This window comes from Paenibacillus helianthi (assembly GCF_001909055.1).
GTDB classification, from domain to species: domain Bacteria; phylum Bacillota; class Bacilli; order Paenibacillales; family Paenibacillaceae; genus Paenibacillus_AQ; species Paenibacillus_AQ helianthi.
The window spans coordinates 91,052-108,092 of the sequence record NZ_LVWI01000092.1 but is presented as its reverse complement, the minus strand read 5'-3'; the positions used below and the strand labels follow the sequence as shown (position 1 = coordinate 108,092).

Here is a 17,041-nt window from a genome sequence, read left to right as displayed (position 1 = left end):
GTGGCCGACTCCAATAGAAGTGAGGTACGCGATGTTTATCCGAATAACGACAATTCTTATTACGATTCTACTGGGCATAAATTTTTTACTATCAGCTCCTGCTGAAGCCGAGAGTGTAACACCACCTAATGACAGTGAAATGCAAAAGCTCGAACAAATTAACACATATGTTAAGAAACAGATGAAGAAAGGTAAGATTCCTGGATTTGCTTTGGTTATTGCTATGGATCATAGTATTATCTACAGCAACGGGTTTGGATACGCAGATAAAGAACATTCCACAAAGGTAACGGCAAGTACATTATTCGAATTGGGATCAAATAGTAAGGCATACACAGCTGCGGGTATATATTTGCTGGAGGAAAAAGGGCTTTTACGGACAAGTGATCCGGTCAGCAAATATATACCGTGGTTGAAATTGAAATTTAAAGGCAAATATAAAAATGCCGCTTATGATGATTACGTTGATATTACGTTAGAGCAATTGCTGCACCATACTAGCGGCATATCCTCCCAAATGATCGGGTATATACCGGAAACGACAAAGGATGACGCGTTAGAGCAAACGGTCAGATTATTGTTGGATCACAACCTTGATTTTTATCCAGGACAGAAATTCGAATACGCAACATTGAATTATGATGTGCTAGCGCTTGTAATTGAGAGCGTTACCAAAATGTCGTTTGAACGTTTCATTAAAGATTCACTGTTGGTGCCACTAGGGCTTCATCACACGTATTTCGGGGTCGAAAAACCGCATTTAGACGAAATGGCCACAGGCTACAAAATGAGATTTTTTAGGCCAACTGCATATGATGCACCGATTTATCGAGGAAATACGGCAGCAGGCTATATTATTACAGATGCAGACGACTTGGGTAAGTGGATGCTGGTTCAATTCAGAGGAAACGAATTAGCCAATGAGAGTCCTATTTTAAACGCTATCCATAAGACGCATCTGCCAAACCGCCAAGTGCCTCCTAGTATAGAGGGAGCATCATATGCAGGTGGTTGGGAAATTATACAAAATGGGGGCGGCGAGCTTCAGCACGGGGGGAATAATCCGAACTATTCCTCATATATATTGCTTCGGCCAGAGACGGGGCTAGGTATAGGGGTAATGTCCAATATCAACACTTCCTATATCAAAGGAATAGCACTAGGTATTGAGAGTATATTGGATAATGAGACTGTAGCGAAAATCAGCTCGGATCATCTTGCCGACATAGACAAAATGATGAGCCTTGTCATTCTATTTTTACTGACACTGATTGGGGCGACTACAGTTGCTTTGAGCCGGATGATGTATCAATTGCTTCGCGGCAAGAGAAGATTGATGCATAATGGCCGTAAGAGTGTATACAAGCTCTTCTATTTTGTGCTGGTGCTCGGTGGCTTCATGTATATTATATATCAGATGCCTAATGTCTTCTTTGAACAAATGCCTTGGTCAGCAGTTTCGGTATGGGGACCTGCTACAATAATCCCTGCTGTCATCATGTTACTCGTCGTAGAGGTTTTGTTCTCCGCATATATTCTTTTAACCCATTTTTTCCCTATGGAAGGCGAACGGTTATATTTCCAGCTTACAACAGTCGGGTTACTTACTGGTCTGGGAAATGCCTCTGTCATCTTTATTATCAATGAGAAGTTAAATCAAGCCGATAATCGAAGTAGTTTTGATTGGTTTTTATATTTTATTATGGCAGTAGCGGTATATGTTATCGGTTCAAAGTTCGTACAAGCTAATCTTATCACTCTAACGAATAACGTTGTTTATAAGAAGAGAAGTGTTTTGATCGATAAGTTGCTTCATGCTTCTTATCATAAATTCGAAGAATTAGACCGTGGTGCAATCCATACTGCTTTAAACAACGATACTGCAGCGATAAGTGAATTGCCACGAATGCTTTTGAATGGTGTAACGTGTTTGGTTACAGTGCTATTCTGTTTTATATATTTAGGAGCCAAGAATGTCTTTGGGTTGCTGCTTGCAATCGGTGTCATACTGCTTGCCGCGGGGCTCTATAGATATATTGGGCAGCAAGCCAATGTTTTTTGGAACCGGAATAGAGACACACAAGAAACGTTCTTTGGATTCATTAATGATCTCGTGCATGGTATGAAAGAACTCAATCTGCACCAAAATAAGCGGGAATCCTTTAGGCAAGATATTATGGAAAGCTGTGAAAACAACCGCTCGACCAATGTGCAAGGATCTTTGAAATTCGTAAATGTGTTCGTTATTGGAGAACTGCTATTTACGTTTGTGTTGGGAACAATCGTATTCGGATTTCCGTATATGTTTGCTAATGTGACAAACGATATTCTACAAAACTACGTGTTGGTTATTTTGTATATGGTAGGGCCGGTACATGGCATATTAAACTTTATTCCCAGTATCATGCAGCTACAGGTAATATGGAAACGGTTAGAAAGGTTTGAAGAGCATATTTCCTCTATGGATGCAGAGAAAGCCCATGTTAACATCGGTGTGAATGACGCAATGCCAATTTCTATCGCGTTAAGAAATGTTGAGTACAGTTATACAGATGAGAATGGCGAAACATTTCATTTAGGGCCCATCAACTTCACGTTTAATCAGGGTGAGCTTATTTTTATTACCGGGGGAAACGGAAGCGGGAAATCGACATTGGCGAAAATTATTACGGGCCTGTATGTTCCCACCAAAGGTGAAGTTGTCGTGAATGGACAGCCTGTCTCTCAGGACATGTTAGGAGAGTATTTCTCGGTCATTTTTAGTGACTATCATCTGTTCGATAAACTATACGGTATCAACGAGGCTGCTATAGACGAGAAGCTTGAGCGCAGCATGAAACTGTTACAGATCGATCATAAGGTGAAAGTAACCGATAGACGGTTTTCGACTACAAAGCTCTCATCTGGACAGAGGAAGCGCTTAGCTATGTTAGTGAGTATGTTGGAAGATAAGCCTGTCTCGCTATTTGATGAGTGGGCTGCCGAGCAGGATCCTGAATTCAGGGAGTTTTTTTATCAAGAAATGCTAATGCGGTTTAAGAATAGCGGGAAATGCATCATTGCGATTACACATGATGATCGTTTTTTTTCCTTAGCAGACAAGATACTAAAATTGGAAAGGGGGGGGATGGTGGCTATAGATGAGTTCGGATTTGTAGCCCATTGTTAACAAGTTGGGCAGTATTCACCTCTACAAAAATAGAGCGGTATGGCAGGTGAATAACAGTAGGTAACTGGTAAATAGCCATAACGTTCACGTGAAGTTTTTGTGAAAAGTTGTCAGAGATTGGGACTGTATTAGCCGGGGGGCTGTTCTTCAACGAGAAATTGAGTTGAGTGCTGCAAGTTTTGGATCGGAAAAAGATTCACCCCGGCTACTATTTGACTTTGCCGCACCACGTGCCAGCCGAGTTTTGTGGGGGATCGCCACAAGTCAGGGTGTAGACCGGAGCAGACTCAAACGCGCAGGTTTAATTTCACTGTTTGATGTGGTTCTACCTTTGCTGCGATAATTTAGCAAGCTACTTTTTTCGACATATTTAGGAAAAATACTACAAAATATCCTAATGATGGACTTGGGAGGGTGGTATATAATAATAAATGAATGTGAATTAAATATCACTTTATGGGTGAAATTTATTGCGAAATTTCAAGAAGGAGAAATATTATTCTAGGAGATAATATACCCGAACACTAGAGCTGATCCTTGCTCAAGATTATTGTATGAGAAACAGTTCTATATAAGGATTTGAATTGATTAAAATAGTACATTTCAATATTCTAGTAGGTGGTATTTAGATGAAATGGTACGCGTTATTTGTAAAAAACGGCGAGGAAGAATATGTAAGGTATCAGATTCAAATTGAATTGGGAAATGTAGATTGCAAATGTTTTATCCCCAAAAGAAAGGTTCCTGAAAAGAAAAGTGGCGTAATAGTGCATGTCATTAAAATGATGTTTCCTGGTTATGTGTTTTTACAAACTAAAATGGATTTTTCTAAATACAATAAAATCAAAAAAATACACTATATAATATCTTTCCTTAACTACAGAAACAAAAAGGATATTCAGTTTCAAAATGAAGATGTTTTTTTTAAGTGGATCCCTGATGAAGAAATGGAAGTACTCTTTGAGCTAATCGACCCTAAAACTGATACTATAGAATACTCAAAATTTTGGTTGTGCAATAACAAATTGACTATTTTATCCGGTCCATTGGTCGGAATGGAAGACCGTATTAAGAAAATCGATAAGCGACAGCAACGAGCGAAGCTTGCGATTTATATAATGGGTCAAGAAAAGTTAATTGATATCGGTTTCGAAGCTATGGATTCAACAACGAATACTTTGCTGAATCCAATACAGTGTCCTTGGCTTGAAGTAAGGCAACGAGTTGAAAACATGATCAAAGAATTGCTTCAACTTTCAACGTTAACATCACTTAGCAATAAATTTATTAGTAACGGAATTAATTCGATTTATTTCATTAAGCTTATTTATAACGTAGAGTCGGAATTTGGGATTAAAGTATCTGATGACTTTCTATCTATGGAAAAGCTACAAACCATTGATGATTTAGTTCATTATATCCAAACAGAATCTCAGTAATAACAAAAATACATAACCACGAGAGAACGGGGAAGTAAAGCAATAGAATACGAACTAATTTGAAGTGAGATGAAAGCGCTATCTAAGGGAAAGGGGGTCTTCCTCAATAAGTTATTCCTATAAGGAATTCTAAATCCGGTATCACCTCTTGCGTCAGTTCATTCGCACATGAATTTTTCGTTTTTTTAATGAAAAGTTCATCTGTTCTATGGCTCTAGCATGGGAAGGCTCTAGATTTCACCCGTCCGTTTATTTAAAATGATGCTGATTTGGCATCCGCTCGGAACCTGTATTGGTAAAAGAGATCGATATAAACCTGGCCTGAGCGGGTTCCCGCCCATTCCACCATTAGCTGGAACCGGAATAACTGGTTGTGGGAACTTCTGTTTTTCAGGATATCTTTGATGAATTGGTCCGGCTTGCGATCTTCCACCACATAATTACAAAACGTCTACTGATTACCGATTCTATGCTTATCCAGCCAATGCCAATAAAAACCTCTACACGCTTGAGGTTCTAAGGAAACGCCCCAACCCATCTGCAGGAATTGGAGCAGGAGGTTAAGGAGAGCCGTAAAGCTCACGGAAAAAAGCCTTTGCCTTCTGTGTGCTTATATCCCGGTAATAGTTGTTTTCATGTATTTTTTAAATCATTAACCAACAAATTCAATGCGTGATCTTCTTTACACTTAATTTCTCTTATGATTTGTATGATTTTACTGATTACTTGCTCTTGTCGTATAATCTCGTATTTCAAACTGAGATTTCGAGATATCAAGGCGTTCCTTTCTATATCAAAATATTCTTCTAGGATTAAAGGGTTAAAATGGATACCCAATTCATCGATTAAAAAACGTATTCTAGAAAACATACATTTCTTATGTTCATAGAATATATGAAAAAAACGTATATCTATTTCATCTTCTATATGCATAAGGTATTTGATAATTGAATTATAAGTATCCATACCATAAATGAATTTATTGTTGTTATTTTCGTACATTCTTAATCTATAAGAGGTATCACTTGAAGATAAATAATCTTCTATAAATTCTATGAAAATCTCTAAATCAAAGTTGTATGAATTTTCCGGTTTTAATTGTAATAAGTGCATGCCATCAGCCCATTTAGCTAAGTCTCCTGTTGCTAATGTACTATAAAAAGCTTTTTCGAAATTTAAGAACTCTACTTCGGAAGTTCCAAGAACTCTTTTGTTATTGTATCCAGCAACGTTGAAAATTTTCCTTGTGTTATCATATCCATATATAAGGATGTCGTGTATATAATGATATTTTTGATACGCAACTCTTTCAGGTATATAAAATTCATCAACAAACGTCACTATATAGTGGTTATTCTCCAATGAATCGATTAGAAATTTTATAGGATTAACATATCGTTCAATTAAACTTTTTGGGATGTACATTTCGCCTAGAAATGGTGATTTTGATTTTAGGCTTGGAAAGTCATAAAAGTTAAAACTTAGTCCAGATCCTATATCCTTATTACAGTATATTTGAATATAATTACAATTAAACCATTGAAAAAAATCGGGGTGTAAAGAGCTAATAAGAAGAGGAAAAGCATGATGTTGATATCCATTTATTGGTGAATCACCTAATGGCAACTGTATTGACAAATTAATTCCTCCAATTGGATGAGTGTTCATTTGAAAGGCACAGAGTGACGGACAGCATAAGTATCCCTGTCATCAATTTATTTTTTATTGTAATATAATTCTCCACATTACTTTAAAGGCCTGCTTAGCCTAAGATAAAGACACTGAGGTCTATTAATTATCTTTATTATGTCTAGCGTTGATCCTCCGCCTCTGGTCAAAGTGGCGGCCGAAATACATTGACCGGTGCCCTTATGAATATCTCGTACCAGATTCTTATGGCAAGGGTGATTCTGCCCGGCCACCGCATGTAATATTTTTTGTTGGTTGAATATTAAATATATGGATTTAGTTGCGGTGAAGTACGTTATTAATGGGGGGATTGTTAAATGAGTAACATCAAAATGCTAACAATTAATAGATTATTGTTACTAAATCTATTGGTAATTAAGGAGACAGTATGATTGATTTGAAAACCTCATTAAAACTGTTGTCTGTCGATAACATTAAAATGCATGAAAGCTTCCAGGCAACAAGATTGGAAATAACAATGTCAGCTATATCAAATGAAAAAATATTGATAAACCCTATAGTCACAACCAGAATTAATGAACATGATTATATGATAATCGATGGAGTTCATCGTTTTTTATCTTTAAAGGAGCTGGGCTTTAGAACGGTTGCTTGTCAAATTGTAGAGGAAGATGATGTAGAACTTACAATGTGGTCTCATCTTGTAAAAGCAGGTGCATGGTTAAAAGATTTTACAGATAAAAATGTGATACGAACAAAGAAGGAGCTCGGTAATCAAAGATATGCGTTTAAAATAACAGACTCAAAACAAGAAGTCTTTTATTTTTATTTAATTGACGATCAAAAATTAATGAGCTTTGTGGAAGCAATGCATAGTATTATTGCAAAATATAGCAGCAAATATTTTGTAAGAGTTAGTGAGTTAAGCAAGAGTGAGATTATTGGGGACGATGTACTGGTTGAGTTTTATAACATTAGTATGAAAGAGATAAATAATATTGTGTCTAGAAAGGACCAGTTACCAACAGGAGTTACGCACTTTTCTGTAAATAACCGGCTGTTGAACCTGAAAATCCCTTTGGAATACATGGAACCTGCAGCTAGTGGACGTAATTGGCTTGATTTCATAATGCATATTCAACAAAAATTGAGGTATTACCCCGAATCTGTATATATTTGTGAATGATTTTATGAGTGATCTTTCACTGTACGAAGTACAAATAGGAGGAATTGAGATGAAAAAAAGCTATAGTTCATTTATTTCGATTTCTGATACTTCTAAACATGATTGATTACACCTTAACCCGCGAAGAGTTTACTCCGGCTGTTCTTTCTCTGCCTGAAGGTTATGTTTTGGAAATGGTTGATCTGAAGGTGCTTCGGCATAAAAACTACGTGAACGCAGACAAAATTTACGATTGGGTAGAGGCATGGGGGAGCGATGAGCATTTGGATAAAGCAGGTTGCGGCTGCTATATTCGTTATCAGGATACAATCGTCAGTTGGTCCATAAGCGACTGTTATGCCAGAGACAGAATTGCTGTGGGAATTCACACGGATTCCAGCTACAGAAAAATGGGGTTGGCCAACAAGGCCGCTTCAGCAGTCGTTCAATCCTGTTTTGACAAAGGTTATAACATCGTAGAGTGGTTGTGCGTATCCACCGATGTTGGCTCCAAAGCAATTGCCCATAGAAAACCTGACTGATTTAGACGAGTATGGGTGGTATGAGTGGGGAATTTATTTGGAACAAGCATTACAGGAAGAACCAAGGCTGTACTGGGAATGTCTGAATTGTTTTGTGAAGGCGAAAGCCGTTGAAAAGACGATAGAAATAATCGGTGAAATGAATCGCACAGGGAATCCATGTAATCTGGAGCAGTTGACTGGAGCGATCTCTTACTACCAAAGTGAAGGGTTATGTTCTGCATTCAAGACTCCGAAGTGGGAGGAATTTAAACATCAGGCATTTTTTTATCAAGGATAATGTGGAGGAAAAGTATATAGTCCGTATCAAAAAGAGACTCTATCCCGCAAGGCACCGGGCCCTGCGTGAAGAGTCTCTTTTGTTTACGCGGTGATTATTTTCCAAGCAGCTTGGCAATATCCGCTTCAATCTGATCCGGTGTAGTCTGCGGGGAGAACCGTTTCAGCACCCGGCCCTCCTGGTCAACCAGGAACTTGGTGAAATTCCATTTGACGCTCTTAGAGCCCAGTACGCCTGGTGCTTCCTTGGAGAGGTATTTGAATAACGGATGAGCTTCGTTGCCTTTTACATCAACTTTCTCGTACATCGGGAAGGTTACGCCGTAATTGATCTCGCAGAACTCTGCAATATCTTCACTCTCACCCGGCTCCTGGCCGGCGAACTGATTGCTGGGGAAACCAAGCACTTCAAAACCGCGGTCCTTAAATTTATCGTACACTTCCTGGAGACCCTTATACTGAGGAGTGAATCCGCACTTACTGGCTGTATTGACGACGAGCAGCACTTTGCCTTTGTACTTGGACAGTGATTCTTCCTGGCCTCGCAGTGTGTTTGCTTCAAAATCATAAATACTCATGGATAATTCCTCCCGAACATTGATTTATCACAATTTAATTTTACACTATTTATTAAAAGAAGCAAGCTAAAAGGCTGTAACAATATTGCGTATTCGTTTCAAAATGTGCCAGTGGTTTAAGTTAGAAGTATGCGGAAGTAAAAATTTGGCTTGAAAAGGAGCGGATAGGCGATGACAGCATTGAAAATGAAAGCATTATACACGGCTTCAGCTACGGTACGGGGTGGACGCGAAGGTTCAGTGGAATCCTCGGACGGTGCTCTCAAGCATGATTTGAAAATGCCGAAGGAGCTAGGTGGACCGGGGGGCATGGGTACAAATCCGGAGCAGCTGTTCGCTGCAGGCTATGGTGCATGTTATGAAAGTGCGCTGGCGAATATTGCCCGTAAAGAGGGTGTGAAGCTTCAGGATGTCGTCGTGACTTCCAATGTGCTGATCGGCAAGGATGAGAGCGACGGAGGCTTCAAACTGGCCGTAAGACTGGATGTGAGCCTGCCCGGAATTGAACGTGCGAAGGCGGAGGATTTGGCCGAGAAGGCTCATGCCTTCTGCCCTTACTCTAAGGCAACACGCGGCAATATAGAGGTTGAACTTAACGTGCTGTAACAATGGTAAGGAGTGGCTTGCAGACAGTAATGTTTATATCTAAAATAAGCCGGACAGATATGTCCGGTTTTTTGGTGTTCTCCCTAAATGGATGGCATATATATAAGGTTTCTGGAAATAATGTCTAAATGGAGTCGGGAAATTCAGGTAAACGCATAAATGCAAGTCCAGAGAGTCTGCTTTGGTTGACATCACCCCTAAAATTCTTTAATATGTCTAAGTATCTGTTAATGTCGCGTGTGCTATTAACTACCAAAAATTTAAATAATGGGTGATGAAGATGTCTTACAGACCGAATATTACGAATGTGACCAAAGCCAGCAGCAACGATAAGGAAGGATTGTACGAGTTCATTATCAAGCTTGCTGACGGAACGGAGTGCCGCGCGTTCTACAATCGGTTTCCGGAATGGAAAATGACGAACATCAGCCGCCTGCTTAAGACACCATGTCCGGTATGCCGCAAAGACTTCATCTGTAAATGCATGGAGGCTTTCACAGCTGATTTCGAAGGGCAAATGCTCGGGGACGAATGGATCGACAAGGCAATCGCAGAATAACTTAAACGGACGGATCATGACGGCGCGGGAGCTTATCCCGCGTTTTTGTTTTTTTCTAAGCATAGTTCTGGATATACTGTGACTAACGGAAGGGGGAGAGGGCAATGAAGGAAGAACAGAGGGGAATTATGATGAAGGACAAATCTGTTGTGCTGATCGACGGGGTCTGCCATCTGTGTCAAGGTATGGTCCGGTTTATTATTCCGCGCGATCCCAAAGGCAGGTTTCTATTTGCCCCGTTGCAGAGCGAGGTTTCTCATCAACTGTTGAGAGACAGCGGTCTTGTGCCTGGTCAGCTAAGCACGGTAGTTCTGATCGAGGATGGGGTCTTCTATACGGAGTCGGCTGCGGTGCTGCGGATTGCGCGCAGGCTGCGTTTTCCTTGGCCGGCTGCCTATCTGCTCATTGTTGTCCCCCGGCCGCTTCGCAGTGCCTTGTACAGATTTGTAGCCAGGAACCGTTACCGTTGGTTCGGCCGGGATGATCAGTGCCTGGTCCCAACGCCAGAGATCCGCCAACGGTTTCTGTGAGGGGATATGGTTCCAAATAAAAACGCAGCAGATGCTCCTGGCAGGGAGTCTGCTGCGTTTCATTTTATATCAGGAAATTGTCCATTTAGCCTATTTGGTCAGCGGTTCGATATTTAGATTGTAGGTTTGAACCAGCTTCCATTTGCCATCTGCTGATTTCTTGACGGTTGTCACGGTTTCTGCCCGGTAATCGGTGAATTGTGGCCCCTTCAGCTTTTTGGATGTTAATACGGCATAGATGGCGGCCTCGTTATTATTGTAGTAAATGATTTTGGAAGATTCCACAGCGGACTCCAAATCATAAGCGGCGAAAAGCTGCTTATAGGTTTGTTCGCTCTGTGCATAGGCTGGTGAGGATTCGTCTATTGTAGACAGTACGCCGCTCAGGTCTTCTTTGTTGGAGAAATCTGTATTGGCCTGCAGCACAGCCTTGATTTGATCTTCATCAGCCGCGGGAACAGGAGGTTTGGCTTCAAGTGTGCCGTCAGGCAGGGAGTATTTGATGGCCTTAATCTGCACATTGCTGATCAGCCAGTCGGAGCCGCCAGCATTTTTGGTAAGTGAATAAATGTACTCCGCGGTGCTGTTAGGTGTAAAGGCTCCGCTGTTTCTAACGGTTGTTTCCACAACGTCCACCGTTGCTTCCTTTGCCTGAACATCGATAATGTCCATTTTTGCAATCGCTGTGGTGGTATCAGATTTTTCCATCTGCTCTTTGAGTGCAGGGGCTGCTGCGGCAAGTGGTGATTTCGGATCAATCAGACCCAGGAATCCGGCGAAATCATTTTTGTTGGAATAGCTGGTGTATTTATCAAAAAGCTCCGAGATTCCCTTGGTCACGGCGCTGCTCTGATTGCTTTTGATTTCTACGGTATTAGCTTTAGCATTCCAGGTGACACTGTTGCCTGTCGCTTCGCTTACGAACCGGAGAGGGACATAGGTAACGTTGTTGATCATTTTGGGTGCGGAAGTGAGCTGCTTCACAGTCCCGTTCACACTTGCTTTTTTGCTTCCAAGCTGCAGGGTGATTGTCAGGCCCTCCTTGGAGGCTGTAATCGTGCTTGTCTTGGCATTCCATACCAGGCTGAGGCCCAGCTTCTCAAAAATAGGACGCATAGGAACGAGGATGGCATCATGGTCTTTGACCGGTGCACTGGTGCTTAGGTTCAGCTTTTGCTGATCGATCGTTACGGTGATAGGTTGGTCTGATGCTGCTGCTGCTGATACGGTGATGGCACCGGATAAGGCTAGTACTGCAAGAAAACCGGGTACGAATTTCATGTGGTGTAAATCCCCTTTGTTATGGTTTTGAGTTAGGTGAATGATGAACGTATGAATTATACAGGGGGATAGAGAACTTGGGAATATCCAGCACTGGATATGGGAGTTCGTGGGATTTTGAGGTAATGAAAAAAAAGCTATTGCTGTACTCTTATATATATGCTACTATTGCTGTAAATTATAGGAATAGTAACGGAAGCACCGTTCAATGACCGTATCCCACGGTTATTGGCGGTGCTTTTTTGCTGTCTTTATGCAGAAAGGAGAGAGGGATCATGGCGGCAAGAATCGTACTTGCAGTGCGGGAGAGTCAATACATTGAGCCATTGCTGCACTATATTCACCATAGTGAATATGGAGGAATGCTGCGGATCAGCGCTTTCAGCCGGTTGGATACTTTTATGGAATTCATGAAGGGGGAGGAGGTGCCGGATGCTGTGGTAGCAGATCCTTCTTTCATCGAGGCCTGGCTGGTGGAGGGGAAGAGTACCATTCCGTGGGCGGTTCTCAGCGATGCAGGGGACGTCCGCGGCAAACCTTCCGGAAATCTGGCGGGGGGACAAGTGATTGAAAAGTATCAATCGCTTCCTTCTTTGCTGGATGCCATTCTACAGCTGTGCGATGTGAAGCGGAGCAGAATGGCGTCCATCTCCAAGGAGGAGACACTGCTGATTGGAGTTGTTTCAGCCAGTGGCAGCAGCGGCAAAACCACGCTTGCACTCAACTTGGCCAAGCAGCTTGGAGGGCTGGGACTGTCCGTTTTTTATCTGAACCTGGAGAGTGTGGACAGCAGCGGGTTGTTCCTGCGGGTGCCGGACGGAAACGCCCCCGGTCTGGAGCGGCTGCTCTATGAACTGAAGGCGAATGAAGGGGAAGGGAGCAAAGTGAAGACACAGCTGGAGCTTGAAAGGTATGTGATCAGACACGAGAGTCTAAGGAGTGAAGCCTTCAGACCGGTAGAGAATCTTAAGGAAAAACTGCAGATGACACGTACGGATACGCTGGATGTTCTGGAGCAGCTGTCCGGGGCAGGACGCTATGATGTTGTCATTGTTGATACGGGAGCCCTTGAGGAGGAACAAACCCAGGCAGTTCTGCATAGATGTGGACTTCTGCTCTGGGTATTGACAGGTGCTAAGACCAGTCACCATAAGACTGCCGGGTGGCTGGGTCACTGCAGTAATCCGCATTCTGGCATGCTTCAGGAGGTACCCGTCAAAAGCAGGTTTGTCATGAACCTCGCAGCCGATGCACATAACGCGGGGATTCTTCCTGAAGGGATGCAGATGGATGCTGTGCTTCCTTATATCCCATCATGGGCCATACAGCATCATGTGGAGCTGTGCCTGAATTCCCCGCAATTCACGGCCGGAGTGCAGCAGCTGTGCTCGGAAATCATTGAACCGGCGCTGCCGCATGTCTTTACCGGGAATGTATATGAATGAAGAAATGTTCAGGTCGCTGCGCAGTGACATCCGTTCCGGGCTGGATCTGACGTCTGCTGTAGGCAACCGTGAGCTTACCGCGTATATTGAGCGGACGGTTCTTGCACGGGACAACCTTCAGCATCTGACGGCTCAAGAGAAACATGCCTTGGTCAAGAAGCTGTTCGACTCCTTCCGGGGGTTGGATGTATTGCAGCCGCTGGTGGATAATCCGGCCATCACCGAGATTATGATTAACAGTCATGATGAAATCTTCGTAGAGGAGGAGGGGCAGATCCGGCGTCTGCCGCTGGCTTTTGAGTCCAGAAGCCGGCTTGAGGATATTATCCAGTCCGTAGTATCGGGTGTGAACCGGGTGGTTAATGATTCCTCGCCAATCGTTGATGCGCGGCTGAAGGATGGTTCCCGTGTCAATATCGTTCTGCCGCCGGTAGCACTGAAGGGGCCGGCAATGACAATCCGCAAGTTTCCCGAAACCCCGATGACGATGAATGAGCTGATCCGCCGGGAAGCAATAAGCGCGGAAGCAGCGGAAATGCTGCAGATGCTTGTGGTGGCCAAATACAATATTTTCATCAGCGGTGGCACCGGTTCGGGCAAAACCACCTTCCTGAATGCTTTGTCGCAATTCATTCCGCCGCAGGAACGTGTGATCACTGTAGAGGATTCAGCGGAGCTGCAGATCGTGACTGTACCGAATCTCGTCTCCCTGGAAACAAGAAATGCGAATACGGAAGGCCGCGGCGAGATCACCATCCGTGATCTGATTCGCTCCTCACTCCGGATGCGGCCGAACCGCATTGTGGTCGGCGAGGTCCGGGGCGCAGAATGCCTTGATATGCTGCAGGCGATGAACACTGGACATGATGGCTCACTCAGTACTGGCCATTCTAACAGTGCGCAGGATATGCTCAGCCGTCTCGAAACGATGGTACTCAGTGCAGCCGATTTGCCCGTGGCAGTAGTCCGGCAGCAGATTGGCTCCGCAATTGATATTTTTGTGCATCTGTCGCGTCTGCGTGACCGTTCACGCCGGGTGGTGGAAATCTGTGAGGTTACCGGGGTTCAAGAAGGGGAGGTGGTGCTTAATCCGCTGTATGAATTCCGTGAAACAGGTGAGAGGAACGGGCGGGTCCAAGGGGGACTGATCCCCAGCGGGAATCCGATGCTGCATACCGGCAAACTCAGAATGGCCGGAATTGATAAGAAGGAGGAAGTGCTCTGATCTCATTGAGACAAAAGCCGCAAGGACTGCGTGATACCGGAGCGGAGGCACAACTGCCAGATTATACGGTGTACGTCCTAACCTCCTTGCAAAAGATCACGGCGATGCTGACTGGCGGAACGCTGTTATGGGCAATAGGATACCTTTTTTATCACAATGGGCTGCTGTCTTGTCTGCTGGTGCCGGGCGGGGTATATGCTCCACGGCTGTTGCGTGACTACCTGCACCGGCGGCGCCGTACTGCCCTTAATCTGCAATTCAAGCAAATGCTGTTCTCGCTGTCTTCATCGCTGTCGGCCGGCCGCTCTGTTGAGAATGCATTTCGTGAAGCGGTGCAGGATCTGCTTATGCTCGACCCCGAGGGGGGAGGCGATATGATCTTCGAGCTGAATATTATCTGCACGCGCATGGAGTATGGCCAGCCGGTAGAAGAAGCACTGGAGGATTTCAGCAAGCGGGCGGGCATGGAAGATGTCGAACGGTTCGCTGATGTATTCTCCGTGTGCAAACGGACTGGAGGTGACCTGGTAGAGATCGTGAGGCGTACTTCAACCATTATCGGAGAGAAGCTGGATATTCAACAAGATATAGCCGTCAGCATCGCCCAGAAGAAATTCGAGGCCAAGGCTTTACTAGTTTCCCCGCTCATTATGGTGATGTTCATGAGTCTGACAGCAGGGGATTATATGGAACCTATGTATACAGGTGCAGGTATAGCGATATCTACACTTGCTCTCGGGTTGCTGTTTCTGTGTTATCTGTGGACTTCCAGAATCATGAATATTCCACTGTAAAGGAGGTGAAATAAATGATTTGGCTAAGCGGCACCATCACGTTGGTGTTGACACTTGGTTGGGGTTTGCTCCACCTGAAATGCGGCAGTCGCTACTCCGGGCTACGCTCACTCCCAATGGAAGGGCTGCGCCTGCGTCGGCTGGGTGAACCCTTCCTTTGGCTGATCGACACCTGGAAGCTTGGAAGCCACATTCCATCTGTCATGTTCCGGATTCAGCGCTCACTTCAGCGGACCTACGGCAACCGTTACAGTGCAGAGCGGACACTGCTTTTCATGGGAGAAATGATCACCTACAGTTGGCTATTCCTGACAGCTGGCTGTGCGTACGCGCTATTTAGCGGGGAGAAAGCCGGGATTGCACTTGGAGGGATGCTGGCAGTAATATTGCCGTTTGCCCTGGTCAGTGACCTGCATAAGAAGGTGCGTCTGCGGGAGCAGAATATCATGCTTGAGCTGCCGGATCTGCTGAACAGCATCGTGCTCCTGGTAGGTGCAGGTGAGACGGTGCAGAGAGCAATCATCCGTTGTGTGGAAAGCCGCAAAGGGGACATGGCACATCCGCTTTACAAGGAGTTGCACAAAATGACTGCCGAGTGGGACAGCGGCTATTCGTTTCAGCAAGCTTTTGAGAATTTCAGTAAACGCTGTGCGGTACAGGAGGTTTCTTTGTTCACTACCACTGTTCTGCTTAATTACCGCAGGGGTGGAGCGGATTTTGTCTTGTCGCTGCGTGACCTCTCTCGGATACTCTGGGAGAAGCGGAAGTCTGTCAGCCGGACGCGCGGGGAACAGGCTTCCTCGAAGCTGGTTTTTCCGATGGTGGTCATCTTTTTAATTGTTATTGTGCTGGTGGGAGCACCGGCGCTCATGATGCTCAAAATGTAGAGGAGGAAGCTGTGTATGAGTTCAATGATTGTGGAAGCTGTAAAGCGCTTTTGGAAGGATGAGGAAGGACTAGGTACATTGGAGATGATTATGATCATCGCTGTGTTGATTGCAGTAGTATTAATATTCCGTACGGAAATTGTGAAGGTCGTAAAAGATCTGATTGCTACAGCGGGTGAAAAGAGCCAGGAAGTTTTTGAGTGAGCTCACTCCGGAAAGACGAGGGCAGCTTTACTATTGAAGCCTCTCTATTGTTGCCGATCGTTATGTGCATCACTATGCTGCTGCTGTTCTTCTGCTTGTACAGCTACCAGAAGTCGATGCTTCTGCAGGTAGCTTCAGCCGCTACGGAACGCGCTGCTTACAATTGGGATAACAGCCACAAAGAAACGAAGGGTTCTTACGCCATTGGCGAATATGATTCTCTCTATTGGCGTATTGGCGACGACGATCTGCTCTCCTCTTTGTTCGGTATCGGTGCGCCAGAGGGCGGAGCAGCTATTACGCTGCCTGCTGCCGGGGATGGAGGCACTCTGCCTGTGGTCAAGCTTACGCATGCATCCGCTATGGTTCCGGCAAATATGCCAGGAGAGATGAACTATACGTATAGCCTTACGGGCCGTAAAGTAAGCGCAGAGCTGAAGCGGGTACTGAATTTGCCTGTGCTGAACGAAATTCTGTCCGACAAGGCAGTGCCGGTGGTGCAGGCCCGGTCCGCAATTGCTGAACCTGTTGAATTCATCCGCACCGTTGATCTTATGCGTTATTATGGAGCCAAATTCAAGGGTAATGCGGATAGCACCAAGTCAGGGACAGGCATGGACAAGAAAAATGCTGCCGTCATGATGAGCAAGCTGCATTAAACAAGTTGAATTAGCTTAATTCCTAATGA

17 protein-coding genes are annotated in these 17,041 nt (G+C 44.2%); 14 read left to right on the top strand and 3 right to left on the bottom strand.

The window, feature by feature from the left end:
• Positions 1-31: 31 nt before the first annotated feature.
• Both A3844_RS29295 and loaP read left to right on the top strand, forming a co-directional pair.
• Positions 32-3,169, top strand: a complete 3,138-nt coding sequence (locus A3844_RS29295; protein ID WP_074109315.1) for a cyclic peptide export ABC transporter — start codon at positions 32-34, stop codon at positions 3,167-3,169.
• A 629-nt stretch (positions 3,170-3,798) separates the two neighbouring features.
• Positions 3,799-4,608, top strand: coding sequence for an antiterminator LoaP (loaP, locus tag A3844_RS29290; protein WP_074109314.1), 810 nt, complete (start codon positions 3,799-3,801; stop codon positions 4,606-4,608).
• Between the two features lie 633 nt (positions 4,609-5,241).
• Here the strand turns inward: loaP and A3844_RS29285 are convergent.
• A complete protein-coding gene (locus A3844_RS29285; protein ID WP_074109313.1) occupies positions 5,242-6,246 on the bottom strand; it encodes a cysteine peptidase family C39 domain-containing protein in 1,005 nt (334 codons plus the stop codon).
• A 439-nt stretch (positions 6,247-6,685) separates the two neighbouring features.
• Between A3844_RS29285 and A3844_RS29280 the strand changes: the two genes are divergently transcribed.
• The 3 genes from A3844_RS29280 (at position 6,686) to A3844_RS29270 (ending at position 8,245) form a co-directional block, all read left to right on the top strand.
• A complete protein-coding gene (locus A3844_RS29280; RefSeq protein WP_074109312.1) occupies positions 6,686-7,444 on the top strand; it encodes a ParB N-terminal domain-containing protein in 759 nt (252 codons plus the stop codon).
• Positions 7,445-7,542: 98 nt separating this feature from the next.
• Positions 7,543-7,965 (top strand): GNAT family N-acetyltransferase, encoded by a 423-nt coding sequence (locus A3844_RS29275; protein ID WP_074109311.1) that lies wholly within the window; start codon positions 7,543-7,545, stop codon positions 7,963-7,965.
• Between the two features lie 37 nt (positions 7,966-8,002).
• Positions 8,003-8,245 (top strand): hypothetical protein, encoded by a 243-nt coding sequence (locus A3844_RS29270; RefSeq protein ID WP_074109310.1) that lies wholly within the window; start codon positions 8,003-8,005, stop codon positions 8,243-8,245.
• A 94-nt stretch (positions 8,246-8,339) separates the two neighbouring features.
• Here the strand turns inward: A3844_RS29270 and A3844_RS29265 are convergent, their stop codons facing one another.
• Entirely contained in the window at positions 8,340-8,822 is a 483-nt protein-coding gene (locus A3844_RS29265; RefSeq protein WP_074083280.1) for a glutathione peroxidase, read from the bottom strand.
• A 186-nt stretch (positions 8,823-9,008) separates the two neighbouring features.
• On the opposite strand from A3844_RS29265, the gene A3844_RS29260 reads away from it, so the two are divergent.
• The 3 genes from A3844_RS29260 (at position 9,009) to A3844_RS29250 (ending at position 10,517) form a co-directional block, all read left to right on the top strand.
• Positions 9,009-9,428 (top strand): organic hydroperoxide resistance protein, encoded by a 420-nt coding sequence (locus A3844_RS29260; protein WP_074083343.1) that lies wholly within the window; start codon positions 9,009-9,011, stop codon positions 9,426-9,428.
• A gap of 280 nt (positions 9,429-9,708) precedes the next feature.
• Positions 9,709-9,987 carry a hypothetical protein gene (locus A3844_RS29255; RefSeq protein WP_074083281.1) on the top strand — a complete coding sequence of 93 codons (279 nt, stop codon included), beginning with the start codon at positions 9,709-9,711 and terminating at the stop codon, positions 9,985-9,987.
• 104 nt (positions 9,988-10,091) lie between these two features.
• On the top strand, positions 10,092-10,517 hold the full coding sequence (locus A3844_RS29250) for a thiol-disulfide oxidoreductase DCC family protein (protein WP_143192193.1): 426 nt from the start codon (positions 10,092-10,094) through the stop codon (positions 10,515-10,517).
• Positions 10,518-10,607: 90 nt separating this feature from the next.
• On the opposite strand, the gene A3844_RS29245 is transcribed toward A3844_RS29250, so the two are convergent.
• Positions 10,608-11,798 (bottom strand): copper amine oxidase N-terminal domain-containing protein, encoded by a 1,191-nt coding sequence (locus A3844_RS29245; protein WP_074101624.1) that lies wholly within the window; start codon positions 11,796-11,798, stop codon positions 10,608-10,610.
• A 275-nt stretch (positions 11,799-12,073) separates the two neighbouring features.
• Here A3844_RS29245 and A3844_RS29240 point away from each other — a divergent pair, with 275 nt between their 5' ends.
• From A3844_RS29240 to A3844_RS29215, 6 genes are read left to right on the top strand one after another with little or no spacing between them, the layout of a single operon-like run.
• Complete coding sequence (locus tag A3844_RS29240; RefSeq protein ID WP_074109309.1) at positions 12,074-13,243, top strand: CpaE/TadZ family protein; 1,170 nt, start codon at positions 12,074-12,076, stop codon at positions 13,241-13,243.
• Positions 13,236-14,468, top strand: coding sequence for a TadA family conjugal transfer-associated ATPase (locus A3844_RS29235; RefSeq protein ID WP_074109308.1), 1,233 nt, complete (start codon positions 13,236-13,238; stop codon positions 14,466-14,468). The genes A3844_RS29240 and A3844_RS29235 overlap by 8 nt, the downstream gene beginning before the upstream one ends.
• Positions 14,468-15,262 (top strand): type II secretion system F family protein, encoded by a 795-nt coding sequence (locus tag A3844_RS29230; RefSeq protein WP_371915997.1) that lies wholly within the window; start codon positions 14,468-14,470, stop codon positions 15,260-15,262. Before A3844_RS29235 ends, A3844_RS29230 begins: the two co-directional genes overlap by 1 nt.
• Before the next feature lie 14 nt (positions 15,263-15,276).
• Positions 15,277-16,149: a type II secretion system F family protein gene (locus tag A3844_RS29225; RefSeq protein ID WP_074109307.1), complete on the top strand. Its 873-nt coding sequence runs from the start codon at positions 15,277-15,279 to the stop codon at positions 16,147-16,149.
• Between the two features lie 15 nt (positions 16,150-16,164).
• Positions 16,165-16,353, top strand: coding sequence for a Flp1 family type IVb pilin (locus A3844_RS29220; protein WP_074109306.1), 189 nt, complete (start codon positions 16,165-16,167; stop codon positions 16,351-16,353).
• Positions 16,350-17,012, top strand: coding sequence for a TadE/TadG family type IV pilus assembly protein (locus tag A3844_RS29215; RefSeq protein WP_074109305.1), 663 nt, complete (start codon positions 16,350-16,352; stop codon positions 17,010-17,012). The genes A3844_RS29220 and A3844_RS29215 overlap by 4 nt, the downstream gene beginning before the upstream one ends.
• The last annotated feature ends 29 nt before the right edge of the window (positions 17,013-17,041 follow it).

What these genes read in the sequence shown, in the direction of transcription:
- A3844_RS29295 (WP_074109315.1), top strand. Translation starts at nt 32, where the DNA reads ATGTTTATCCGAATAACGACAATTCTTATTACGATTCTACTGGGCATA.
- loaP (WP_074109314.1), top strand. Translation starts at nt 3,799, where the DNA reads ATGAAATGGTACGCGTTATTTGTAAAAAACGGCGAGGAAGAATATGTA.
- A3844_RS29280 (WP_074109312.1), top strand. Translation starts at nt 6,686, where the DNA reads ATGATTGATTTGAAAACCTCATTAAAACTGTTGTCTGTCGATAACATT.
- A3844_RS29275 (WP_074109311.1), top strand. Translation starts at nt 7,543, where the DNA reads ATGATTGATTACACCTTAACCCGCGAAGAGTTTACTCCGGCTGTTCTT.
- A3844_RS29265 (WP_074083280.1), bottom strand. Translation starts at nt 8,822, where the DNA reads ATGAGTATTTATGATTTTGAAGCAAACACACTGCGAGGCCAGGAAGAA.
- A3844_RS29260 (WP_074083343.1), top strand. Translation starts at nt 9,009, where the DNA reads ATGAAAGCATTATACACGGCTTCAGCTACGGTACGGGGTGGACGCGAA.
- A3844_RS29255 (WP_074083281.1), top strand. Translation starts at nt 9,709, where the DNA reads ATGTCTTACAGACCGAATATTACGAATGTGACCAAAGCCAGCAGCAAC.
- A3844_RS29250 (WP_143192193.1), top strand. Translation starts at nt 10,092, where the DNA reads ATGAAGGAAGAACAGAGGGGAATTATGATGAAGGACAAATCTGTTGTG.
- A3844_RS29245 (WP_074101624.1), bottom strand. Translation starts at nt 11,798, where the DNA reads ATGAAATTCGTACCCGGTTTTCTTGCAGTACTAGCCTTATCCGGTGCC.
- A3844_RS29240 (WP_074109309.1), top strand. Translation starts at nt 12,074, where the DNA reads ATGGCGGCAAGAATCGTACTTGCAGTGCGGGAGAGTCAATACATTGAG.
- A3844_RS29235 (WP_074109308.1), top strand. Translation starts at nt 13,236, where the DNA reads ATGAATGAAGAAATGTTCAGGTCGCTGCGCAGTGACATCCGTTCCGGG.
- A3844_RS29225 (WP_074109307.1), top strand. Translation starts at nt 15,277, where the DNA reads ATGATTTGGCTAAGCGGCACCATCACGTTGGTGTTGACACTTGGTTGG.
- A3844_RS29220 (WP_074109306.1), top strand. Translation starts at nt 16,165, where the DNA reads ATGAGTTCAATGATTGTGGAAGCTGTAAAGCGCTTTTGGAAGGATGAG.